Source organism: Arcobacter defluvii (assembly GCF_013201725.1).
In the GTDB taxonomy this organism is placed as follows: domain Bacteria; phylum Campylobacterota; class Campylobacteria; order Campylobacterales; family Arcobacteraceae; genus Aliarcobacter; species Aliarcobacter defluvii.
Genome location: NZ_CP053835.1, coordinates 1,339,565 through 1,362,125, shown reverse-complemented (window position 1 = coordinate 1,362,125; position 22,561 = coordinate 1,339,565). Strand labels below are relative to the sequence as shown.

General features: G+C 25.6%; 22 protein-coding genes and 1 tRNA gene. 13 read left to right on the top strand and 10 right to left on the bottom strand.

Annotated elements, in window-relative coordinates; genetic code table 11:
- Positions 1-10 precede the first annotated feature (10 nt).
- Genes ADFLV_RS06910 through rsmH form a run of 3 tightly spaced genes read right to left on the bottom strand, consistent with a single transcriptional unit; the run spans position 11 to position 4,272 of the window.
- Positions 11-3,094 (bottom strand): efflux RND transporter permease subunit, encoded by a 3,084-nt coding sequence (locus ADFLV_RS06910; protein ID WP_014474093.1) that lies wholly within the window; start codon positions 3,092-3,094, stop codon positions 11-13.
- Complete coding sequence (locus ADFLV_RS06905; RefSeq protein WP_014474092.1) at positions 3,075-3,377, bottom strand: hypothetical protein; 303 nt, start codon at positions 3,375-3,377, stop codon at positions 3,075-3,077. Before ADFLV_RS06905 ends, ADFLV_RS06910 begins: the two co-directional genes overlap by 20 nt.
- Entirely contained in the window at positions 3,370-4,272 is a 903-nt protein-coding gene (rsmH, locus tag ADFLV_RS06900) for a 16S rRNA (cytosine(1402)-N(4))-methyltransferase RsmH (protein WP_129011533.1), read from the bottom strand. Before rsmH ends, ADFLV_RS06905 begins: the two co-directional genes overlap by 8 nt.
- 60 nt (positions 4,273-4,332) lie before the next feature.
- Between rsmH and ADFLV_RS06895 the strand changes: the two genes are divergently transcribed.
- The 3 genes from ADFLV_RS06895 to ADFLV_RS06885 all read left to right on the top strand — a co-directional run bounded on the left by ADFLV_RS06895 (position 4,333) and on the right by ADFLV_RS06885 (position 5,455).
- Positions 4,333-4,911 carry a class II aldolase and adducin N-terminal domain-containing protein gene (locus ADFLV_RS06895; protein WP_041654748.1) on the top strand — a complete coding sequence of 193 codons (579 nt, stop codon included), beginning with the start codon at positions 4,333-4,335 and terminating at the stop codon, positions 4,909-4,911.
- A gap of 120 nt (positions 4,912-5,031) precedes the next feature.
- On the top strand, positions 5,032-5,310 hold the full coding sequence (locus ADFLV_RS06890) for an HU family DNA-binding protein (RefSeq protein WP_014474089.1): 279 nt from the start codon (positions 5,032-5,034) through the stop codon (positions 5,308-5,310).
- A 61-nt stretch (positions 5,311-5,371) separates the two neighbouring features.
- Positions 5,372-5,455: transfer RNA gene (locus ADFLV_RS06885), tRNA-Leu, on the top strand.
- A gap of 479 nt (positions 5,456-5,934) precedes the next feature.
- On the opposite strand, the gene ADFLV_RS06880 is transcribed toward ADFLV_RS06885, so the two are convergent.
- Genes ADFLV_RS06880 through ADFLV_RS06870 form a run of 3 tightly spaced genes read right to left on the bottom strand, consistent with a single transcriptional unit; the run spans position 5,935 to position 7,996 of the window.
- The gene (locus tag ADFLV_RS06880) at positions 5,935-6,513 is read right to left on the bottom strand and encodes a hypothetical protein (protein ID WP_129011534.1); all 579 of its coding nucleotides are present in this window, start codon (positions 6,511-6,513) and stop codon (positions 5,935-5,937) included.
- An 8-nt stretch (positions 6,514-6,521) separates the two neighbouring features.
- Complete coding sequence (locus ADFLV_RS06875; protein ID WP_129011535.1) at positions 6,522-7,685, bottom strand: FAD-dependent oxidoreductase; 1,164 nt, start codon at positions 7,683-7,685, stop codon at positions 6,522-6,524.
- Positions 7,682-7,996 carry a hypothetical protein gene (locus ADFLV_RS06870; protein WP_014474064.1) on the bottom strand — a complete coding sequence of 105 codons (315 nt, stop codon included), beginning with the start codon at positions 7,994-7,996 and terminating at the stop codon, positions 7,682-7,684. The genes ADFLV_RS06875 and ADFLV_RS06870 overlap by 4 nt, the downstream gene beginning before the upstream one ends.
- Before the next feature lie 114 nt (positions 7,997-8,110).
- Between ADFLV_RS06870 and ADFLV_RS06865 the strand changes: the two genes are divergently transcribed.
- The 9 genes from ADFLV_RS06865 to ADFLV_RS06825 all read left to right on the top strand — a co-directional run bounded on the left by ADFLV_RS06865 (position 8,111) and on the right by ADFLV_RS06825 (position 16,940).
- Positions 8,111-8,491: a response regulator gene (locus ADFLV_RS06865; RefSeq protein ID WP_014474063.1), complete on the top strand. Its 381-nt coding sequence runs from the start codon at positions 8,111-8,113 to the stop codon at positions 8,489-8,491.
- A complete protein-coding gene (locus ADFLV_RS06860) occupies positions 8,481-9,098 on the top strand; it encodes a chemotaxis protein CheX (RefSeq protein WP_014474062.1) in 618 nt (205 codons plus the stop codon). The genes ADFLV_RS06865 and ADFLV_RS06860 overlap by 11 nt, the downstream gene beginning before the upstream one ends.
- Positions 9,095-10,588 carry an ATP-binding protein gene (locus tag ADFLV_RS06855; RefSeq protein ID WP_129011536.1) on the top strand — a complete coding sequence of 498 codons (1,494 nt, stop codon included), beginning with the start codon at positions 9,095-9,097 and terminating at the stop codon, positions 10,586-10,588. Before ADFLV_RS06860 ends, ADFLV_RS06855 begins: the two co-directional genes overlap by 4 nt.
- Positions 10,589-10,666: 78 nt before the next feature.
- Positions 10,667-11,536 carry a DnaJ C-terminal domain-containing protein gene (locus ADFLV_RS06850; RefSeq protein WP_129011537.1) on the top strand — a complete coding sequence of 290 codons (870 nt, stop codon included), beginning with the start codon at positions 10,667-10,669 and terminating at the stop codon, positions 11,534-11,536.
- 12 nt (positions 11,537-11,548) lie between these two features.
- Positions 11,549-11,929: a heat shock protein transcriptional repressor HspR gene (locus ADFLV_RS06845; protein ID WP_014474059.1), complete on the top strand. Its 381-nt coding sequence runs from the start codon at positions 11,549-11,551 to the stop codon at positions 11,927-11,929.
- 157 nt (positions 11,930-12,086) lie between these two features.
- The gene (locus ADFLV_RS06840; protein WP_129011538.1) at positions 12,087-13,079 is read left to right on the top strand and encodes an HlyD family secretion protein; all 993 of its coding nucleotides are present in this window, start codon (positions 12,087-12,089) and stop codon (positions 13,077-13,079) included.
- The gene (locus tag ADFLV_RS06835) at positions 13,066-14,763 is read left to right on the top strand and encodes an ATP-binding cassette domain-containing protein (protein WP_129011539.1); all 1,698 of its coding nucleotides are present in this window, start codon (positions 13,066-13,068) and stop codon (positions 14,761-14,763) included. The genes ADFLV_RS06840 and ADFLV_RS06835 overlap by 14 nt, the downstream gene beginning before the upstream one ends.
- The gene (locus ADFLV_RS06830) at positions 14,760-15,848 is read left to right on the top strand and encodes an ABC transporter permease (RefSeq protein WP_014474056.1); all 1,089 of its coding nucleotides are present in this window, start codon (positions 14,760-14,762) and stop codon (positions 15,846-15,848) included. Before ADFLV_RS06835 ends, ADFLV_RS06830 begins: the two co-directional genes overlap by 4 nt.
- Positions 15,849-16,940, top strand: a complete 1,092-nt coding sequence (locus tag ADFLV_RS06825; RefSeq protein WP_129011540.1) for an ABC transporter permease — start codon at positions 15,849-15,851, stop codon at positions 16,938-16,940.
- 6 nt (positions 16,941-16,946) lie between these two features.
- Here ADFLV_RS06825 and peaD read toward each other — a convergent pair whose 3' ends face one another.
- The 4 genes from peaD to peaA are packed head-to-tail and all read right to left on the bottom strand — an operon-like array spanning position 16,947 to position 21,401.
- Positions 16,947-18,083, bottom strand: a complete 1,137-nt coding sequence (gene peaD / locus ADFLV_RS06820) for a quinohemoprotein amine dehydrogenase subunit beta (protein ID WP_129011541.1) — start codon at positions 18,081-18,083, stop codon at positions 16,947-16,949.
- Between the two features lie 17 nt (positions 18,084-18,100).
- A complete protein-coding gene (qhpC, locus tag ADFLV_RS06815) occupies positions 18,101-18,421 on the bottom strand; it encodes a quinohemoprotein amine dehydrogenase subunit gamma (protein ID WP_129011542.1) in 321 nt (106 codons plus the stop codon).
- Positions 18,408-19,808: a quinohemoprotein amine dehydrogenase maturation protein gene (peaB, locus tag ADFLV_RS06810; protein WP_129011543.1), complete on the bottom strand. Its 1,401-nt coding sequence runs from the start codon at positions 19,806-19,808 to the stop codon at positions 18,408-18,410. Before peaB ends, qhpC begins: the two co-directional genes overlap by 14 nt.
- A gap of 9 nt (positions 19,809-19,817) precedes the next feature.
- Complete coding sequence (gene peaA / locus ADFLV_RS06805; protein WP_228712393.1) at positions 19,818-21,401, bottom strand: quinohemoprotein amine dehydrogenase subunit alpha; 1,584 nt, start codon at positions 21,399-21,401, stop codon at positions 19,818-19,820.
- 286 nt (positions 21,402-21,687) lie between these two features.
- Between peaA and ADFLV_RS06800 the strand changes: the two genes are divergently transcribed.
- Positions 21,688-22,530: a DUF6597 domain-containing transcriptional factor gene (locus ADFLV_RS06800; protein ID WP_129011544.1), complete on the top strand. Its 843-nt coding sequence runs from the start codon at positions 21,688-21,690 to the stop codon at positions 22,528-22,530.
- Positions 22,531-22,561 lie beyond the last annotated feature (31 nt).

The following is a 22,561-nucleotide window of genomic DNA, read 5'->3' as shown; positions in this document are numbered from 1 at the left end:
AAGCTTATATTCAAAATTTTCTCAAATAAATTATTCTATACATCATAGGCACAAAATATAGATTTAAAACTGTTGCCCATAAAATACCAAATCCTAACGATACAGCCATTGGTTGAAGTATCAAAGATTGTCCAGAAGCAAAAAATATCAAACTTGCAAGACCTAAAACTGTTGTAATTGAAGTCAATAAAATTGGTCTTAATCTCATTTTTGCAAATTCAACTAATTCAGATAAATTTTTAGCTTTTTTAATAAAATCCATCATTATAATTCCATCATTAACAATAACTCCAGCAAGTCCAACCATTCCTATTAAACTTGGCATTGTTATATTAATATCCATAATTAAGTGTCCTATTAAAACACCTAAAATGGATAAAGGAATTGTACTTAATATAATCAAAGGTTTAACAATAGAATCAAACATCCAAATAAGAGCCATAAAAATCAAAACAATAGCAATAACAGCTGCTTGTGACATTTCTCTTTGAACTTTTTCATTCTCTTCTTGTTCACCTTTTATTGAAATTGTTACAGATTTTCGTAATTCTGATATTTCATCATTAATTTCTTCAAATAATTCAGCAGATGTAATTTTAGTCAAAGATGCCGTAACACTTATAATTTGTTCACTATTTTCTTTAAAAATTTGTGAATATGAAGGAATTTTAATAAAATCTGCAACTTCTTTTAATAACACTTTTTCATTATTTGAAGTATTTATTGTAAAACTATCTAAGCTCTGTAAAATATCTTTTTTCGAACTTTCAAAAACTATATCTACAAGTCCACTATCATCAAACATTTTTGAATATGAAGCTTTTAAATAAAAAGGTCTTAATTGATTTAAAATATTCTCTTCCGTAATTCCTAAACTATTTCCATAACTATTTACTTTAAATTTCAACTCATAATTCCCAATAATAGAATCATCAGCAATATTTGAAACACCTTTTACACCATGCAAACTATTTTTTAGTTTTTCAACTGCTTTTAATACCTCTTCTTTTTTACCTGAAACTGCTATTTCTACATCATTTTTTACAATTCCAGTTTGAGGTACAAATACTTTTAATTCTTCAAATTTTCCAGATTTCACATCTTTTTCTAAAATCTTTTTTAATTCACTTTCAATATCTTGAGCACTTACAGTTCTAATCATATTTGAATCATCATATTTTGGGGATAAATATGGATTTATATATTTTTCAAAAAAATTATCAGCTGCACGTTCATGTAAATTTACAAATACATGAAAATAAAACTCTTCATAATGAGGTAAATTTTTCCCATCTAATTTCATACCAATTACAGAACTAACTGAACTAATACTATTTTTAAAATCCATTGAATTTAACATTTTTTTCTCTAATTCTAAAACGATCTCTTCTGTTTGTTCTATCTTTTTACCAACCCCAACAGAACCTGTTATATAAACTTGCGTTGAATCAAAAGCAGGCATAAATTTAAATTTTTGAGTTTTAAATATCATAATTGAACCAATGATTATTAAAAGTAACATCAAAATTATTGATATATACTTACCTTTTAATAAAAATTCTAAAATATTTCCATAAAGTTTATAGTTAAAATCCCAAATTTTATGGGATTTTTTTTCTGAATGATTTACTTTTAAAATATCTTTTGCATGTAAAGGTAAAAAGAAAAAGGCTTCAAATAGAGAACTCAAAAGCAAAATACTTATCATTATTGGAAGAATCTGCATAAATTTTCCAACTTCTCCACTCATAAGTAAGATTGGTAAAAATGCAAAAATTGTTGTTGCAGTTGCTGTTAAAACAGCTGGATACATTTCTAAAGCACCATCTCTTGCAGCGGTAAATTTATCTTTTCCCATTTCCATGTGCCGATAAATATTCTCTCCAACAACTATAGCTTCATCAACTAACATTCCAAGAGCAATTAAAGCTCCTAAAAGAGAAAGCATATTTAAGCTATATCCTAAATATTCTGCACCAATTAACCCTATCATAAAAGATGTTGGAATACCAATGGCAATAACAATTGCAATTCTTAAATTAATAAAATAATAAAGAGCTATACAAAGTAAAATTAATCCAAAAATAATATTTGATACAACTGTATTTAATCTATTTTTAATCCAAATAGAAGTGTCAATATATGTATCAAATCTTAGATTTTCATATTTTTTTTCAAAATCTTTTGTAATCTGTTTTATTTGTTTAACTAACTCAATAGCATCACCTTGAAAACCTTTATTTATTGAAACTGCAATATTTGTATTTCCATTAAAATGAGAGATATTAGAAACATCAGCTAACTCATATTTGATTTGTGCGATATCTTTTAAATAAATTGATTTACCATTAATTTTTATTATTGTATTTTTGATTTTCTCTACATCTTTTTCACCATTAAATGTAGATAAATAGTAATGTGTTGAAGTATCTTTTATCATTCCTATTGGAAAAATTGAACTTAAAGATGAAATGGCATTTATTACAGCAATTTTTTCAAAACCATAAGCATTGATTTTTTCATCATCTAATATCATCAAAAGTTCTTTATCACTTTCACCTAAAACCTGAACTTGAGATAGGTCTTTTAGTTGCATAACTTTTGATTTTACTTCTTTTGCAACTTCAATTAGATACTCTTTTGAATCGTGATTTTTTGAGTAAACTGCAACTGTTATTAAAGGAAAAGCAAATTCAACTGCTTTTACAGTTGGTTCATCCATATCAGAAGGTAAATTTGTTTTAACTTTTGTAATAATATCTTTTACATCATCTAAAATATCTTTTGATTTATAGCCATCTTTTAAATCAACATTTATAGAAAAACTTCCATTTTTAATAGTTGATGTAATTGTATCGGCACTACTTAAACTCAATAATTCATCTTCAATTTCAGCAACTGCAATTTTATCAAGTAACTCAGAACTAGCTCCTGTGTACGCTCCATTTATTATAACAGCATCTTTAGCTGATGGTGGAAAAATTTCTTTTGGAATTTTCAAATATGAAAAAACAGATAAAAGAAAAATAAAAAAAAGAATAAAATGGTTTAAAAGAGGTTTTCTTAAAGAAAACTCAATCATCGCTTTTATCATTTGAATTTTCCATTGTATTTAAATTTTTATTATTTAATTTATCTAGAGGATTAAATAATAAAGAATCCATAATTTGATTCTTAAACTTCATATCTTCGAGTTGCTGTGCTAAGAAAGTATTTTCTTCTTGAAGCGAAATATAATGAGCATATAATTTATTTATATCTTTACTTGTATAATAAATATTATTTCTTATATATATTTTTGGGAAATATATAAATATTGCTAAAAATAATATAGAAAATACGATAATTAAAGCATTTTTTGCAGTTATCCTATTCAAATTTGAAAATCCTTAATTTAGAACTTCTACTTCGTGGGTTTTGTTTTATTTCAAGTGCAGTTGGAATTATAGGTTTTTTTGTAATAATTTTTCCTAAAGCATGATTATTTCCACATTCACATCTAAAAACACCTTCAGGACAAATACATGATTTACTCCATTTTTTAAAATAGTTTTTTACTATTCTATCTTCTAAAGAGTGAAAAGAGATAATTGCAACAATACAATTTTTGAATTTTGCTTTTTCTAAAGAATCAAAAAGCCTTTCAAGAACTCCTAATTCATCATTTACTTCTATTCTAATTGCTTGGAAAGGCAAAGTTGCAGGATGAAGTTTTCCTTTTGACATTTTTTTTGATAAAAATTCTGCTAGCTCTTTTGAACTATTAAAAGGTCTATTATTTACTATGATTGATGCAACTTTTTTATACTCTCGTACTTCACCATAATCTTTAAATATTCTTTCAAGCTCACCTTGAGAATAAGTATTAACTACAGTTGCTGCATCTAAACTTTGATTTTGATTCATTCGCATATCTAAAGTATCACTCTCAAACCCAAAACCACGATCTTGTTTATCAAGTTGTAAAGATGAAACTCCAATATCTGCTAAAATACCTTTAATATCATAATCTTTGAAAGTTTCAATAACATGCTCAAAATTTCCTTTATTAAAAATGACTCTACTACTAAAAGATTCAAGTCTTTTTTTACTAAAAGCTAAAGCTTCGTCATCTTGGTCATTACAAATTAAATTTATATTTTCATTCTGATTTAACAATCCACTACTATGACCTGCAAAACCTGTTGTACAATCTATTATATAACCATCATTTATATCTTTGAAAGCTTCTAATGTTTCATTATATAAAACAGGTATATGGGGAATATTCATTAAAATGGTCCTTATTTAAATTAGTATATAATATCTAAAAATATATTTGAGGCTTTTAAAATGATGGATAAAGATACAATAAAATTACTTTCTGATTTATCTGTAACAATGTTTAGTAAAAATTTTTTTGGTATTTATCACGGTGCAATTTCTGCAAAACTAGATCAATATAATTTTATAATTAATACAGGTGATGCAATTTTTGATAAAATGGATGAAAAATCATTTTGTTCACTAAATATAAATAAACAAGATTATAGATGGAATATTGCAAGTATTGAATCTCATATCCACGCAACTATTTATACAAATATACATGAGGCAAAATACATAGCATTTGGAATGCCTATTTATACTACTGCGTATACATTAAAACATAATAAAATTGTTTTTGAAGATTTCTTTGGAAAAACTATTTTTGGAGAAATTGATATATACAATCCTGGTAATTTTTCAACTTGGTATAAAAGAAATGCACTTGAAATAACTAAATACTTAAAAGAGTCAAATCATAACGTTATGATAATAAAAGGAATAGGTACTTACGTTTATGATAGAGATGTTCATGAATTGGTAAAAAAAATAGCAATATTAGAAAATTCTTGTAGATTATTAAGCATAAAGAGTTCTTTTGAATAAAAAAAACGATTTTTGATTATTTTTTTTATATTTTTTTCTCTAAGCTCCCTAATTTTAGCTATTTCAAAGCTTAAATACTATAAAGTTTTCACAATTTAATTTTATACAAGGAGTTCATCCATGAACAAGGCAGAATTTATCGATGCAGTAGCTGCAAAAGCTGGTTTATCTAAAAAAGATGCAAAAGGTGCTGTTGATGCTGTTTTAGACACAATTACAGAAGCATTAGTAAAAAAAGAATCTGTAAGCTTTATTGGATTTGGTACATTTACTGTTGCAGATAGAGCTGCAAGAACTGCAAAAGTTCCAGGTACTGATAAAACTGTTGATGTTCCAGCTACTACTGTTGCGAAATTCAAAGTAGGAAAAGCTCTTAAAGAAGCTGTATCAGCTAAATAATCTTTATCATAGAAAAAGAATCCATTTTTCAATGGGTTCTTTTTTTATTCTCTAAAAACATGCCGCTATGGTGAAATTGGTAGACACAAGGGATTCAAAATCCCTCGCCTTTGGTGTGTCGGTTCGAGTCCGACTAGCGGTACCACTTATAAATTATCAATAACTATTTTTAAATATTTTACTTAAGAAATATCTTAACTCTTGAAAAATTCATAAACTAATTAATCAAAATAAATAATTTTTATTACTTTTAATAATTGTAAAATAATATCTATTTTTTTATTCAAACTTTGAACAGATTATTCTTAGTTTTTTATATTTTATATTTATATTAAAATATAAAATTAGCTTAACTCTAGTTGTCATATATATTATAATTGCAAATATAGGATAAGACAATCAGAATTTACATCACTTCAAATAAGAGATTTTAAAAAAATTTATTGCAATATATGAACATCTAATTGATACAAAAGCAAAAATTATTAAGTTAACAAATAAAGGTGCTGAAGTCTTATAAAAGGCAATTATTAAAGTTGAAAACACTGACTTTGAATTTTCTTCTGCAATAAATATTAAAATTTCAATGATAATATTTCTTGAATTTTTTACTTTATAATTATTTTATTCTAAGATTTTTTTCATCTCATTCAAACTTTTTTCAACTTCATCTAAAGATAAGCTTTTTTCAAGTGCTCCTTCTTTTACTTTAGACTCACCTATTTTCATAACTATTCCATTATTTGTCAATTTATAAACAAAGTATTTATTTTGTTTATTGTCATTTAGTCCTAAACTACTTATAAAATTTCCATCAGAATCATTAATCAATGGAATTTTAGAATTTTTATACATTTTTTCTAATTCACCATTTACTGCTATTTGTTTTATAATCCAAGGAGTATTTGATATATTTGCAACTAGCACTATATTATTTTTATCCGTATATTTATACAACTCTTTAAAAACGGCTAAAGCATCGTGATTTAAAACTATAATATACTTCTCTTCACCTAATTTAAATAAATTTTCTACTTTTGTATAAGGATTATTACCTACAATATCAAAATATTTTGGTATTGTTTCTATTGTAATAGTTACATTTTTGTTGTTTATTTTGTTTACATTCTTAGGCATTGTTAAATAAACTAAAATTGAAAATCCAACTATTCCTAAAAAAACTATTTTTAATATATTTTTCATATTTCCTCTTAATTCTTTTGTTTTTTAGCCCATCTTGAGAATAATCTATAATTTGTTATCTCATCATCTAACTTTTTATCATCTAGTGCACTCTGAACTAATTGATTTGCTAGATATAAAGACAAAACAAATCCTCTTCCCCCTACACCATTTAAGACAAATAAATTATCTATCATTATTAGATTTTCATTTTTTATATGCGTTCCATTTTTTATATGAGGATATTTTTCAAAACTTTTTTTAGAATCAATCAATTTTCCAACCATTGGAAAATAATCAATACTAGAAGCTCTTGCACCTATTTTTACATCAATAACTTCAATATCATTTAACTGTTTTATATCATTTGCTTTTTTTAATAACTTTCGAATATCTGTCTCGATAATTTCTTTTGTCTCTTTATTATGTTCAATTTTATTTATGTTTGCTAATTCCAAATTATAACTACTATTCTTCATATCTTTATCAAATCGATTATGAGTAGCACCAATTGAAACTAAATATCTATTTTCATCAATTTTTTTACTTTTTGATAATGAACACTCTTTATGATAATTTATATCTATTTGTGAAGAAGTTAAAACATCTATTTTTTGTCCCCAAACAGCTCTTATATCAAAATATTTTTCATCTATCAAAGATATATTTGCACCTGTTGATAAAAAAAGTTTTTTTGCTTTAATTTCATCATTTATCAACCAATAATCATCTATTTTCTCTATTTTAGAAACTTCATAATTAAAAAGTTTTTCTATATCTTTTGATAATTTTAAACAAACTTCATAGGGCTTTATAACACTTCCTATTGGGAACAAATATCCATCTTCATATTTTTCATACTCAAAATCCATATATGGAATATAACTTTGAAATTTTTCTTCATCTTCTTGGTTTCTTGGAATTCTACAAGTTCCACAATTTTGTAACTCTTCATTAAAATTATTTTTATAATAATCCATTGAAAAATTTAAAGCTTTAGTAATCAATTCTTTAAATTTATTTGGTTTTCCTAAAAGTGGAGATAAAAAAGCTCCAGCAGCTCCACTTGCTCCAGAAGCAACATCTTCATTTTTATCTATTAATAAAATTGAATCTGAATATTTTTTTAAAAAATGTGATAAAGAACAGCCTGCAATTCCAGCACCAATAACTACATACTCATATTTTTTCATTTATTATCCAAAAGTTGATAATTTGGTCTAAAATAAGCTCTCCCACCTTTTAAGCTAATACATTTATATTTTGGAAATTTCTTTTTATAGTATTCAAGTCTCTCTTTTGTAGTTTTTCCCGTGTCACAATAAAAAACAAAAACTGTACCTTCTTCATATAAAGCCATCTCATATGGATTATAAGTGATTGTTTCTATACTTTCTAAAGGTTTTAAGATTGTATCTACAATTACAACTTTTATACCTTTTTTTTCTAATTCTTTCTTATTTTTAAACAATTCAATCTGAGTCCATTCATCTTTTGAAAACATAAGATACTTCCCTTTTTTATAAAATACTATATTAGTATATTCCCTATTAAATAAAAGTAATTCTTATTGAATTTTAGATAAAATTACTATCAATTAGAAAATAGGAAATAATTTATGAAAATTTTGGTTACAGATGATTCTAAAATGGCAAGAAAAATGGTTATTAAAACTTTAAATGACTCTACAAAAAAAGATTTAGAAATTTTTGAAGCTCAAAATGGTCAAGAAGCCTTAGATTTGTATAAACAACATTCCCCAAAAATTGTTTTTCTTGATTTAACCATGCCTGTTATGGATGGATTTGTAGCTTTAGAAAAGATTAAAGAATTTGATAAAAATGCGAAAGTTGTTATAATTTCTGCAGATATTCAAAAACTTTCTATGGATAAAGCTTTAGCTTTAGGTGCTTTTAATTTTATAAAAAAACCTGTTGATACAGCAAAAATGCAACAAATTTTAAAAAAACTTGATGAATTGGAACATAATGGAATCTAAAATACACTTAACAGAAGATGAAAAAGATTGTCTACAAGAACTTATGAATGTAGCATATGGTAGCGCAACTGCTGCTATAACTGAAATTTTAGATGCCTTTGCAAAATTATCTATTCCTAAAATTCAAATAATAAATGCAAATGAATTAAAATCATATTTATCAAAAGAATTAAATTTAGACGAAGAGCATTTGGTTTCACTACAACAAATAAATGGAACAATTAGTGGTGAAAATATGTTTGTAATAGATAAAAAATCTGCAAAAAATATTGCTTATAAATTTGGTTTAGAAGAAAATGAAATAAATGACGAAGAAATATGTGATATTGTTTTAGAAATTACAAATATTTTATCATCATCAACGATTAGTAAATTAGCAGAAGATATAGATACAAATGTTTCTTTTTCTGCACCAACTATCAAAAATTTAACTTCAATAAACCAATTAAATAATTTATTTATTAGTAAATATGAAAAAGTAATTATCATATCTACACAATTAAATTTTGATGATTTAAATATTCATGCCGAATTATTTATTTTCACAACAGATAATTCAATTTTATATATAAAAGAAAAACTAAATAAAATATTGGATGAACTTTGAAATTAGACACTAACAAATTTGACATTATTTGTAATACAGTTGATAATGGAATTATTTTAATAAATAAAAACTTAGAAGTACAATTTTGGAATAAATGGCTTGAAATTAGAACAGGTATCTCATCAAATGAAATTATAAATAAGAATTTAATGCAATTTTATCCAAACATTGATGAAAAAAAATTAGTAAGAAAGATTACTACAGCATTAAAATTAAACTCATCTACATTTTATACTCCACAAATTAGTAAATTTTTAGTAAATATTGAATTAGGAAAAGTTACAGATAAAGTTTTTGATAATATGCAACAAAGTATTACAATCACACCATTAGATGTAAAAAATGAACTTGTAATTATCTATATTTATGATGTTACTATGCTTTCAGAAATTAATTTTAAATTAAAAGAAATAAAAGAAAAAGTTGAAGAAAAAAACGAAGAATTAAAACTACTTTTTGATACAACGATGGAAGCTATTATTTTATTTAAAGATGATAAAGTAGTTGATTGTAATAAAGTTGCAATAGATTTATTTAATTACTCATCAAAATATGATTTAATTAATAAACATTTTGAAGAACTTATTCATAATAAAAGGGTTTTAGAAAAAGCTAGTAATAAACCAATTGAAACGACTATTTTCAAAGAAGACAAATCTACATTTAAAGCATTGATAAACATCAAAGATACTATTATAAAATCTCAAACTTTTAAAATTTTAACAATAGTTGATATTAGTGAAATAAAAAGAAAAGAGACTCTTTTAGCAGAACAATCAAAACTTGCAGCAATGGGAGAAATGATAGGAAATATTGCGCACCAATGGAGACAACCATTAAATATAATTTCAATTACTGCTTCAAGTACAAAACTAAAAAAAGAGATTGGTTTATTAACTGATAAAATATTATTAGATTCTTTAAAACTAATTTCTGATACAACTGAACATTTATCTAATACAATTGATGTATTCAAAGATTTTCTAAAAGAAGACAAAGAAAAATCTTTATTCAACTTAACTCAAAATATTCAAAATAATATTTCATTAATTGAAACTATTTTAAATGAAAATAAAATCAGAATTGATTTAGATTTGGATGATGAAATATATTTATATAATTTTTCAAATGAATTTAGTCAAGCATTAATTAATATTTTACATAATGCAAGTGATGCAATAAGTTCAAGATTAGCGCAAGAAGAACTAAGACTAATTAAAATCTCAACTAAACAAATAAATGATAGTATTGAAATTACAATACTTGATAATGCAGGTGGCATAGATAAAAACATTATCGATAAAATTTTTGAACCATATTTTACTACAAAACATAAATTTCAAGGTACAGGTTTAGGACTTTATATGACTCATAAAATAATAAAAATGAGTATGAAAGGTGAAATTTTCGTTTCTAATGAAGAATTTATTTATGAAAATGAAAAATATATTGGAGCTCAATTTAAAATTATTTTATCAAGTAATACTTGATTGACATTGACTCAACCTTTTTGCTATAATTTCCTTTTAGAAATTAAACTATATTAAAAAATATGAATAGGATTTAAAATGGCAAAAAGTTTATATGAAACATTAGAAGTAAATGAAAATGCAAGTGCAGATGAAATAAAAAAAGCATATAGAAAACTAGCAAGAAAATATCATCCGGATGTAAATAAAGACCCAAGTGCAGAAGATAAATTCAAAGAAATCAATGCTGCATACGAAGTTTTAAGTAATCCAGAAAAAAAACAACAATATGATCAATATGGTGATTCTATGTTTGGTGGTCAAAATTTCCAAGATTTTGCAAGATCACAAGGTTCAAATGTAGATTTAGATGAAATCTTACGACAAATGTTTGGTCAATCAGGTGGATTTAGTAGATCTGGTTTTTCTCAAGGAGGATTTAGTGGATTTGGAGGGTTTAGTGAACCTGACTTAGATACAAATGCTCAAATTACTATTCCATTTGATGTTTCTATTGTTGGTGGAAAACAACACATCACTTTAAATAGTGATTCTTTTGATGTAAAAATTCCTGAAGGAATTGAAAATGGACAAAAAATCAGAGCAAAAGGAAAAGGAAAATCATATCAAGGACAAAGAGGTGATTTGATTTTAAAAATCAATGTTTCACAAAGCCCAGAATATACAAGAGATGGTGATACATTAACAAAATATTTTGATTTACCTTTAAAAACTGCGTTATTTGGTGGAAAAGTTGAAGTTAAAACTATTCACAAAGATATTACATTAAAAGTTCCACAAAATACAAAACAAAATCAAAAATTTAGAGTAAAAGAATTAGGTGTTCTAAATAGAAAAAGTGGTGTAAAAGGTGATTTATATTTAAAAGCAAATATTATTTTACCAAAACTTGAGAATTTAGATGAGGAATTAGTAAAAATGATGGAAGCTAAGCTTCCTGAAAAATAAAAAGGATTTTTCATGGAAACAAATAGCTATATTGAACCTGTTTATTTAATCTCTGCTGTTGCAGAAATTTTAAATATTCATCCTCAAACATTAAGACAATATGAAAGAGAAGGACTTATAAAACCAAGTCGTACAAATGGGAAAATAAGACTTTATTCTCAAAAAGACATAGATCATATAAAATATCTTTTAACTCTTACTAGAGAGCTTGGAGTAAATTTAGCTGGTGTTGATATTATTTTACAATTAAATAGAAGAATTGAAGAGTTAGAAAAAGATGTACATATTTTTAAAAGTAAAATAAAAAGCATAAACTCTCTTTCTGTTGTTCCTGACACGAAAGCTTTAGTTGTACAAAAATCATCTTTTGATATGGTTATTGTTAAAAAATAATTTTTAACAATAACTTTTCTTTTTCCTTCATGAGATACTAATAAAATTATTATCTTCAATTCCTATTTATTATATATAAAATCATTTTTATATTTATTAAGCCTTACTTTAATTTTTATTATTGTATAAGATATTATCTATTTTTTAAGGTTTTCAGATGAAAAAAATTGCTTTTATTTTTCTTATAATTTTTATTTCACTTATTTTGTTTTTTATATTAAAAACTTATATAAAAAATTCAAATAATGTAGATAATAAATATTATGGAAACATAGATACAAGAACAGTAAAAGTTGGTTTTAGATTTATTGGAAAAATTGAAAATATCACTAAAGATGAAGGTGAAAATGTAAAAAAAGGTGAAACTCTTGTACTTTTGGATAATTCAAGTTTAAAAAAATCTATAAAAGAACTTGAAGCAAATATTGAAGCTTCTACTATTGAACTATCAAAACTAAAATCAGGCTTTAGAGATGAAGAGATACAAGAAGCAAAAGCAACTTTTGATGAAGCAACTGCAAATTTAAATAAAATAAATGATACTTATACAAGACAAAAAAATCTTTATAAAACAAAATCTACATCTGAAGAGAATTTTATACTTTCTGAACTAAATTATAAACAAGCACTTGCTACTTTAGATAAAGCAAAAGCTGCTTATGAATTAGTTAAAAATGGTTATAGAAAAGAAGATATTTTAGTTCAAGAAGCAAAATTAAAAGCTTTAGAAGCACAGAAAGAAAAACTTGAAGTTGATATAAAAGATTCAAATATAATTTCACCTGTTGATGGTGTAATTCTTAATAGATACAAAGAAATTGGTTCAATTACAACTGCTGGTGAATCTGTACTTGAAATAGCAAAAACAGACGAATTTTGGGTGAGAGCTTATATTGATGAAAATCATTTAGGAGATATCAAACCAAATCTAAAAATGTTAATTTTTACTGATTCAAGAAAAGAACCTTATGAAGGATATATTGGTTTTATTTCACCTATTGCAGAATTTACTCCCAAAAATATAGAAACACAAGAATTAAGAGCAGATTTGGTTTATAGTTTTAGAGTTATTGTAAAAAATAGCGATGATAAACTAAGACAGGGAATGCCTGTAACTTTACAAATAGCTGATAATAATGCAAGTAATTAATGCAATAAATTTAGAAAAAGATTTTGGAAATAATAAAGCTATAAAAAAAATAAATTTTTCTATCTCAAGTGGAAAAATTACAGGACTTGTGGGACCTGATGGTGCAGGAAAAACTACTCTTATTAGAATGCTAACAGGACTTTTAACTCCAAGTTTAGGAAAACTTGAAGTTTTAAACTATCAAATGCCAAATACATCAAGTGAGTTTTTGCAACAAATTGGTTATATGCCACAAAAGTTTGGCTTATATGAAGATTTATCTGTTTTTGAAAATCTAAGACTTTATGCAAATTTACAATCAATTGAAAGTCTTAATTTTCGAATAGATGAACTTTTAGAGTTTACTAATCTAAAGAAATTTAAAGATAGACTCGCAGGTAATCTTTCAGGTGGAATGAAACAAAAATTAGGACTTGCTTGTGCATTAATTAAAAAACCTAAAATACTTCTATTAGATGAACCTGGAGTTGGAGTTGATCCAATTTCAAGGATTGAGCTTTGGGAGATGGTTCAAGAACTTTTAAAAGATGATATAGCTGTTGTTTGGAGTACATCATATCTTGATGAAGCAGATATTTGTGATGAAGTAATTTTACTAAATGAAGGTAATTGTTTATACAAAGGGGCACCAAAAGATTTCAGAGAAACTATGAATACAAGAGTTTTTTTAGTAAGTGGAGAATTTTTAAAAAAAAGAGAAGCACTTACTACTATTTTAGAACAAGAAGAGATTTTAGATGCTGTATTAGTTGGTTCAAAAATTAGAATAAATTTGCAAAAAGATAAATTATTACCAAAAAATATTTTATATACTTTAGGAAAAAATATAAAAATTGAACCTATAAATCCTATATTTGAAGATGCTTTTGTAAATATTTTGGGTGAAAAAACTCAAGCTCATTCAAAACTTGTTGAAAATATGAAAAATTTTGAAAGTTCAGATAAAAAATTAATAGAAGCAAAAAATTTAACTAAAAAATTTGGAGATTTTGTTGCTACTGATAATATTGATTTTGAAATAGGTCAAGGTGAAATTTTTGGTTTTTTAGGACCAAATGGTGCAGGAAAATCTACAACTTTTAAAATGCTTTGTGGTTTACTAACCCCTACTTTTGGAACTGCAAAAGTTTTAGGTGAAGATTTATATAACTCAAAAGCAACTGTTCGAAACTCTATTGGTTATATGGCACAAAAATTCTCTTTATATGGAAATTTAAAAATCAAAGATAATTTGGAGTTTTTCTCAGGAATTTATGGATTAAAAGGAAAACAAAGAAAAGAAAAAATAGAAGAGATGATAGAAATTTTTGATTTTAAAAACTATCTATTTTCAAATGCAAATACCTTACCTCTGGGAATAAAACAAAGATTGGCCCTTGCTTGTTCAGTAATGCATGAACCAAGAGTTCTATTTTTAGATGAACCAACTTCTGGAGTTGATCCAATTACAAGAAAAGAATTTTGGACACATATAAATAGTTTAGTAAAAAAAGGAATATCCATAATGGTTACTACTCACTTCATGGATGAAGCTGAATATTGTGATAAAATTATGCTTATTTATAAAGGAAAAGCCATAGCAAATGGAACACCTGATGAACTTAAAAACTTAGTAGGTTCTCAAGCATCTATGCAAGATACATTTATTTCTTTAATTAGACAATATGATAAAGAAGAAAAATGAATTTTAAAAGATTAAAAGCCCTTCTTAGAAAAGAGAGTTTGCAAGTATTTAAAGACCCTAGTTCTATTTTAATAGCTTTTATTTTACCCCTTATTTTACTTTTTTTGATGGGATATGCAGTTTCCTTAGATGCTAGAAAAATTCCTATTGCAATTATTTCAAAAACTAATAGTGAATTATCTCAAAAATTAATCTCATCTTTTATAAGTTCTCGTTATTTTGAAGTTGATTTAGATAAAAATAGAGATTTTTATATAGAAAAAATGCAAGAAGGAAAAATAAAAGCAATTTTGAGTTTAAATAATGATTTTGGAAAAAATAACAATTTTGACATACAAGTAATAACTGATGGAAGTGAACCAAACAGTGCTGGTCTTGTACAAAACTATGTAAATGGTGTCGTAAAACTTTGGGCTAAAAATAATAATATAGTGAATAAAGAAAATATTCAACTTCTAACTCGTTTTTGGTTTAATGCTCCTGTTTCTAGTAGATACTTTTTACTTCCTGGTTCAATTGCTGTTATTATGACTTTAATAGGAACACTTCTAACAGCTCTTGTAATTGCAAGAGAATGGGAGAGAGGAACAATGGAAGCACTAATGGCGACACCTGCAACTATGAGTGAAATCATTGTTGGAAAACTTATTCCTTATTTTATACTTGGGATGTTTTCTATGCTTTTATGTTTTGTTGTTGCATATTTTTGGTATGAAATACCATTTATGGGAAGTTTTTGGATTTTAATACTTCTAAGTGCAATTTATCTATTTTCGTCTTTAAGTATTGGATTACTTATTTCAACTTTAGCTAAAAATCAATTTGTTGCCGCTCAAATATCTATCATTGCAGGTTTTTTACCAGCTTTTATTCTTTCAGGCTTTTTATTTGAGATAGGAAATATGCCTCCTTGGCTTCAAATATTAACATTAATTGTTCCAGCAAGATATTTTGTAGAATCATTACAAACAATATTTTTAGCTGGAAATATATATGAAATATTTATTTCTAATATTATCTCTATGATTTTAATAGGCGCATTTTTCTTTTTATTAGTTTTAAAAAAGTCAAAAAAAGGTTTATAAATGTTACAAAGATTATTGGCTTTGATAAAAAAAGAGATTTTAGCTATCAGAAATGATAAAAAAAGTTTAATGGTAGTGATTATTCCTCCACTTGTGCAAGTAATTATTTTTTCATTTGCTGCAACTTTAGAAGTAAAAAATATAGATTTAGTTTTATTAAATCAAGATGGAAGTCAAAAAAGTCAAGAATTAATAAGAAATCTTCAAGGCTCAAACTATATAAAATCTTTAAAATTTGTAAAAAGTTATGAAGAGGGAAAAGAAAAAATTGATATTCAAGATGCAATTGGGTTTTTAATTATTCCAAATAATTTTGCAAAAAATTTAGAAAAAGGAAACTCAAATATTCAGCTAATACTTGATGGAAGACGTTCAAATACTTCTCAAATAGTTGAAGGTTATCTAAATCAAATAATTCTAAATTATTTAAAAAAAGATGAAATCACGTCAAAAATTCATATAATTCCAAGAAATTTTTATAATCCAAATTTAGATAATTTTTGGTGGATAGTTCCTTCTCTTTTTTGTTCCATTTCAATGGTTGTTGCCATGATTTTAACTGCTTTATCAATAGCTAGAGAAAAAGAGTTGGGAACATTTGAGCAGATTTTAGTTTCCCCTTTAAATTCTGTTGAAATACTTTTAGGGAAACTTCTTCCTGCACTTATTATAAGTACAATAGAATCAAGTTTTATACTTTTTGTCGCAATATTTCTTTTTGGTGTACCATTAAATGGCTCAATTTGGCTTTTATATTTAAGTGTTGTAGTTTTTTTATTTTCTATGTCTGGGATTGGTTTATTTATCTCTTCAATTTCAAATACTCAACAACAAGCAATTTTAGGAAGTTTTATAGTGATGTTACCCTCTTTTTTACTTTCAGGTTTCGCAACACCAATTTCAAATATGCCAGCATGGTTACAAACTTTCACTGATTTTATACCTTTAAAATATTATTTAGAACTTATAAAAGGTATATTTTTAAAAGATATTAGTTTTTCTATTGCTTTAAATAGTTTGATTCCAATGTTTTTATTTGGAATAATCTCTTTATATGGAACACTTTTATTTTTCAAAAATAAAAGGTCTTAAGACCTTTTATTTAACTCTAAACACTTGCATTGTACCTAATGCAACATCTCCTTCTGGTAATTGAATATTATTTAATTTTTTTAATGTTTTAGGATCATATACTGCAATATCATTATAAGTTCCACCTAAATAAATTTTAGAACCATCTGTTGAAAAATTTATTTGATAATATGTATGATCTAACCAAACTCTTTTAATAACTTTTTGATTTTTTCTATCAAATTTTGTTAAATCAGTTAAAACTCCATATAAAATATTTGAATCAAGTGGATCTGTCATTCCAGTAAACATAAGATTTTCTAAAGGTGCAAAATCACCTTGTTCTATTTCTCCAGTATTTAAATTAACTCTCGTTGCACCCCAAACTTGTTCAGCAGTATCAACTTTTTTTGTTTCATCACTATATTTTGATGCTACGTATAAAAGTAACATTTCATTAGATATTTGACCAGATGGCCATAAAGCTAGAATATCAGGAACCGAATAATTAGGTCTATCCCAATTTCTTAATTTTTTAGCAATATCAATTTTATGAGATTTAGGGTTAATTTTATATAAATTTGGTCCTGCTGCATAAATTGTTCCATCCCTTGATGTCATCATTATTGTAATTTGTCTTGGAACTTCAAAACTATCTATTTCTTTAGCATTTAATCCAGATGAAGTATCAAATGTTTTAAATATTGGCTGTTGAATTTCATAACTATCATTTAATATTTTTGTTGGATTAGATATAGAATATAATTCTTTTCCATCATTACTTAATGCTAAAGAAAAAATTGATGGAGCTCTTAAATTTTCAGAATGTAATTTTGCACTAAAAAAATTCTCACAACTATTTAAATCATAGCCATAAATAGCTTGCCATGCATCTTGTAATGCATAAACTTTTCTTCCATCAGGAGAAACAATCATCGCTGCTGTGCTAAAAGTTCCTTCTAATTTACATGTTTTATACACTTTTTCAGTTTTCCCATCTATGATATGAAGTTCATTTTTTTTACTTATTGAAATAATATAATCTCTATCTTTTTTTAACTGTTTATATTCAATTTTATTATCTGATATAATAGGTTGATTTATACTACATCCACCTATAAATAAGCCTAATAAAAATATTGTTATTAAAGAAGTTTTTTTCATATTAATATTTCCTCTCTTTATTTTTCTAATGGATATACTGAAGATAAATTTCTCCACTCTTTTGCAGCTGATGGAGAACCTTTACTCCATTCTGGATTACTTATGATATCTGGAACTTGTGTTGGCCACCAACAAGGTTCAGAACACCCATAAAGATCCGCTTCCATTGGTTGACAAAGTCCCCCTACTCCACCAAAGGCATCAACTTCCCAACCTGGGTCAAATGTCGAAGAACATCCAACAATACTTTGCATTGCAACAACTTCTTTTTCTCTTCCATCTTTTATAGATTTATTTAATAAATCTGCTTTTGGATTTAAAGGTTTAAATAAGCCCATTTACATCTCCTTTTTCTTCTTTAAAATACAAATCAAAAAACTTTGGATTATTATTTCTAATCTTTGAATAAGCATATAATCCAAAATCTATCCAGTCTCTCATAATATCGCAGTAATGAAGCACCGCTTTTGTAGGGTCGTTGTATCTAATATAACTTTCATGATAACAACCTCCTGCACATAGATTTCTAATATGACAAGTTGAACAATCCCCATCTTTTTTATTTAATCTTTTTTCAATAAAATTTGATAGTTTTGGTTTATCAAGCCCTGTTTTTATATTTCCAAAATTACCAAAATCACTTCCAGTAAATCTATGGCATAAATCAAAATTTCCATCATAACTAACTGATAATAATCCAACACCTGCACCACAAGGAAGTTTTTTCTTTCTTCCTGCATGAATGTCGCCAAGTAATCTATGTAGATTTGAAAAACCATTAAATTCATCTTTTAAAGCTGAATTTATATATTTTTCTCCCATTTCTTTGAAACCTTCAAATACTTTTAAAAGTTCAAATTCACTTAGATTAAACATAGCATTATCACTTGCAGTTGCTGGTGCAAATCCAACTTCTGTAAATTTTAGTTCATTATATAAATGGTCCCAAATCTCTTCAATCTGAGTAACTCCGCGCGTTAGTGTTACTCTTGCACCTATTGGTCTATCATTATATAAACTTAAAAGCATCTCTACTTTTTTTCTAACTGTTTCATAACTTCCAGTTCCAGCATTTGTAAGTCTAGTTTTATTGTGTATTGCTTTTGGTCCATCAATACTAATTGTAATTCCAAACTTAAAAGCTTTTAAAAACTCTATTATCTCTTTTGTTAATAGTGTCGCGTTTGTTGTCATTGTAAAATCAACAAGTGCATTTTTCTCTTTGAAAAATTTAACTGCAAAAGTCGTAACTTCTTTAATCAAAGCAAAATTACTCAAAGGCTCTCCACCAAAAAAAGTTACATTATAAACTTTTTGATTAGCTGCCCCTGCATAAAGCTGTTCAATTGCAGCAGTTGCAGTTTCAAAACTCATATTTCCACTATTTTTCAAAGTAGTTAAGTCTGCTTTATAACAATAAGTACAACTAAGATTACAACCTGATGCTACATTTAAAATAAGTGTAGTTGCAGGAAAGTTTTTAACTTCTATATACTCTTGTTTTTCGATATTTCCAATGATATTTAGTTTTTCTAACTCAACTAATTCTTCTTTGGAAAAATCAGTTATTTTAGACTCTTTATTATCTAATCTATTTAACAACTTCTCATTTGTTTCATCAATTTCAAAAAGTGAAGTTGTTGGTACATGAAAAAGTAAATTCTCATTATCTTTTTTAACAATTCTAAAATTTTGTCTATTTACTTTAAACTCATTATTACTCATAATTAACTCCTAATTAATTGGAGGATTTACCCATTTTTGAACTGTAACCATCATATGAGAATCTGCTTTATATGTTTCAACACCATCTTTATAAGTTGCTACAACTTTTATATTTCCAGCATTATTTGTACTAAATTTTCGTAAAGGATTTGGTCCAGCAAATGATGGAGTAAATTTCCCACTAAATGCATCAATTTTTCCTACATATTTAACATCTTCATCTTCAATAGCTCTTTCATCAAAAGCCTCTATATTCCATTTTGCGTTTACTTTTCCAATACTTATATCATCAGACGTTCCAATTTTTCCATCAGTACCTGCTAATAATCCAATTGCTTCAAAGTTTGCATATTGTTTTGGCATAGCGCCACCACCATCACCAACTCTTGAAATTGCATAATCTGGAACTATTTTTAAAGCATCAATCTTTTTATAAACTACTAACTCTTTTTCAAATGTTTTAGAATCAAAAATCAAATCAATTTGTTTTACATCATATTTTGAACTAGCAGTCACATCTAAAACTACTTTATTTGATGATTTTTCAACTACTTTATTGATTTTTAAACCATTTGATAATTTGATATTTTTATCTAAATTATTTCCAATAATTGTTATTGTCTTGCTATTACCAGCTTTTACTGAAATTGGTGAAACACCTAAAATTGAAGTTTCTTTATCACTATTTTTTGCACCTTTTACAAAAGAATATTCTTCATGATGTAAAGTTTCAAACATACTTCCAGCTAATTGTAAAGTTTGTGGATTTACTGCAAATATTTGATTATATGAAATACCATTTACATCTAATTTAGCTCTAAATTCATATCCACTATAAACAATTGCATTTCCTGTTGCTTTAAGCTCTCTACCATCAACAAAATTTCCATCTAATGTTAAACTATAATTATCTTTAGATGTTTTTGTTAATTTTAAAGTTGCACTAAAATCACCATCACCAAGTTTATGTCCAAATAGAGTCCAACTACCTTCAAAATCAATTGCTTTTAGTTCAAATTTTTTGTCATTTCCAAAATTTTCTGATAAATATGGAACAACTTCATTTTTTGCAATATTAACCCAATCTCTATCTCTTGATAAAGCTTGAAATTCTAATGTAGGAAATTGACCAATATGAAAATCTACCAATTTTGTCCATTCAGTAAAATTTCTTCTTTGGATACCTATTCTTGCTTCGCTATGACATCTTGCACATGTTTCAGTCAATAATGGAGTACTGTATTTTTCTTGATAATTTGGTGTTTGTTCCAAAATGTATCTATAAGGAATTGTTTCTTGATAATTTAATCCTTGAATATCTGATAAATATTTAACAGCAAACTTGATTTCCCTATCTGTTATTGACAAGCCATGATTTTTCATTCTATAAATTGTCATATACCATCCTTCAGGGGTTTTTCTTTGTCCTTCTATACGACTTAAACCTACATTTATATTTCCTGTATGACAAGAAACACATTTTGTTTCAATGATATTTTTACCCTCTTGGAATTCATTACCGTAAAGAGCTGCCGCTGACATTAAAAATCCCATACTTATTTTCCATATTGAATTTAAATATGTAGTTTTCAATACTATTTTCCTCCTTTTTTATATAAATCAATTTAAATTGATTAGAGGAATTATAGTTATAATAAAGATTTTAGTATAGAAAAAGAACGACATATATGTATAAATTATATACATATATAAAGTACATTGTTACTAATTATTAAATATAGTATAAAAACGACATTTTTAACAATTTAATAATTAATTTTTATTTTTTATATAAATTTTTTAAACATTCTTATAGAAAGTTAATTTTTTATTTATATTAGAATACATTCTTATTAATATTATAAAGAAAGGATTAAAAATGTACTCGTCTAAAATGTTTATACCAAACTGCAAATTAGAACAATGGATAAAAGTATATTGGTTTTTAGAAGCAAATGGAACAGGCAAAAATTTTTTAGATACAATTTTTATACCTGATGGATGTGCAACTATTTTAATGGTATTTGAAGGTATAATTGATTTTAGCCATGGAAATGAATATTTTGATAGTATATTAACTAATGGTATTTATATTGTTCCTCCGATTTATAAACCATACAAAATAAGTATGTCAAATAATATAAAAGTTATTGATATTCAATTAAAACCAAGTGTTTTTTTTAAACTTTTTAATTTTCCAGTAAATGAATTTAAAAATAAAGTTTATACTTTTGATGATATTTCAATAAATTTTGATAGAACTATATTAGAAAAACTTTATGAAATTAAAAATGATGATTTAAAGTTATATTTAGAAATAAATAATTTCTTAACTAATTTATTTACTAGAAATAATTTTTATCCAGACGAGCTAATTTATAACTTAAGTATTCTTTACAAAAATGGAAATTTAGATGATTTTTTTCATTCTCAAAATTTATCAATTCGACAAATAGAGAGAAAAGTAAAAAATTATACAGGATTAACTCCACAAAATTTAAGTAGATTAGGAAGATTTTATTCTGTTTTAGAATATATGAAATTTAGACAATTCAATCTTGAATATTGTGAATTAGCTTTAGAATATAACTTTTCTGACCAATCACATTTTATTAGAGAATTTAAATCATTTTGCAATGAAACACCTAGTAAATTTCTTAAAAATATTGATTTATATCCTCAATATAAAGGTTTATGCAATAAATCAAAAATAATCTATTGATTTAAATCAATTAAAAGTTCACTAAAAAAAG

Bases quoted from the DNA above. Each gene is read 5' to 3' on its own strand.
- qhpC (WP_129011542.1), bottom strand. From the start codon at position 18,421: ATGGGCTTATTTAAACCTTTAAATCCAAAAGCAGATTTATTAAATAAA.
- ADFLV_RS06835 (WP_129011539.1), top strand. From the start codon at position 13,066: ATGCAAGTAATTAATGCAATAAATTTAGAAAAAGATTTTGGAAATAAT.
- ADFLV_RS06825 (WP_129011540.1), top strand. From the start codon at position 15,849: ATGTTACAAAGATTATTGGCTTTGATAAAAAAAGAGATTTTAGCTATC.
- rsmH (WP_129011533.1), bottom strand. From the start codon at position 4,272: ATGAATATTCCCCATATACCTGTTTTATATAATGAAACATTAGAAGCT.
- ADFLV_RS06865 (WP_014474063.1), top strand. From the start codon at position 8,111: ATGAAAATTTTGGTTACAGATGATTCTAAAATGGCAAGAAAAATGGTT.
- ADFLV_RS06845 (WP_014474059.1), top strand. From the start codon at position 11,549: ATGGAAACAAATAGCTATATTGAACCTGTTTATTTAATCTCTGCTGTT.
- ADFLV_RS06870 (WP_014474064.1), bottom strand. From the start codon at position 7,996: ATGTTTTCAAAAGATGAATGGACTCAGATTGAATTGTTTAAAAATAAG.
- ADFLV_RS06875 (WP_129011535.1), bottom strand. From the start codon at position 7,685: ATGAAAAAATATGAGTATGTAGTTATTGGTGCTGGAATTGCAGGCTGT.
- peaD (WP_129011541.1), bottom strand. From the start codon at position 18,083: ATGAAAAAAACTTCTTTAATAACAATATTTTTATTAGGCTTATTTATA.
- peaB (WP_129011543.1), bottom strand. From the start codon at position 19,808: ATGAGTAATAATGAGTTTAAAGTAAATAGACAAAATTTTAGAATTGTT.
- ADFLV_RS06860 (WP_014474062.1), top strand. From the start codon at position 8,481: ATGGAATCTAAAATACACTTAACAGAAGATGAAAAAGATTGTCTACAA.
- ADFLV_RS06895 (WP_041654748.1), top strand. From the start codon at position 4,333: ATGATGGATAAAGATACAATAAAATTACTTTCTGATTTATCTGTAACA.
- ADFLV_RS06830 (WP_014474056.1), top strand. From the start codon at position 14,760: ATGAATTTTAAAAGATTAAAAGCCCTTCTTAGAAAAGAGAGTTTGCAA.
- ADFLV_RS06800 (WP_129011544.1), top strand. From the start codon at position 21,688: ATGTACTCGTCTAAAATGTTTATACCAAACTGCAAATTAGAACAATGG.
- ADFLV_RS06890 (WP_014474089.1), top strand. From the start codon at position 5,032: ATGAACAAGGCAGAATTTATCGATGCAGTAGCTGCAAAAGCTGGTTTA.
- ADFLV_RS06880 (WP_129011534.1), bottom strand. From the start codon at position 6,513: ATGAAAAATATATTAAAAATAGTTTTTTTAGGAATAGTTGGATTTTCA.
- ADFLV_RS06850 (WP_129011537.1), top strand. From the start codon at position 10,667: ATGGCAAAAAGTTTATATGAAACATTAGAAGTAAATGAAAATGCAAGT.
- ADFLV_RS06910 (WP_014474093.1), bottom strand. From the start codon at position 3,094: ATGATAAAAGCGATGATTGAGTTTTCTTTAAGAAAACCTCTTTTAAAC.
- ADFLV_RS06840 (WP_129011538.1), top strand. From the start codon at position 12,087: ATGAAAAAAATTGCTTTTATTTTTCTTATAATTTTTATTTCACTTATT.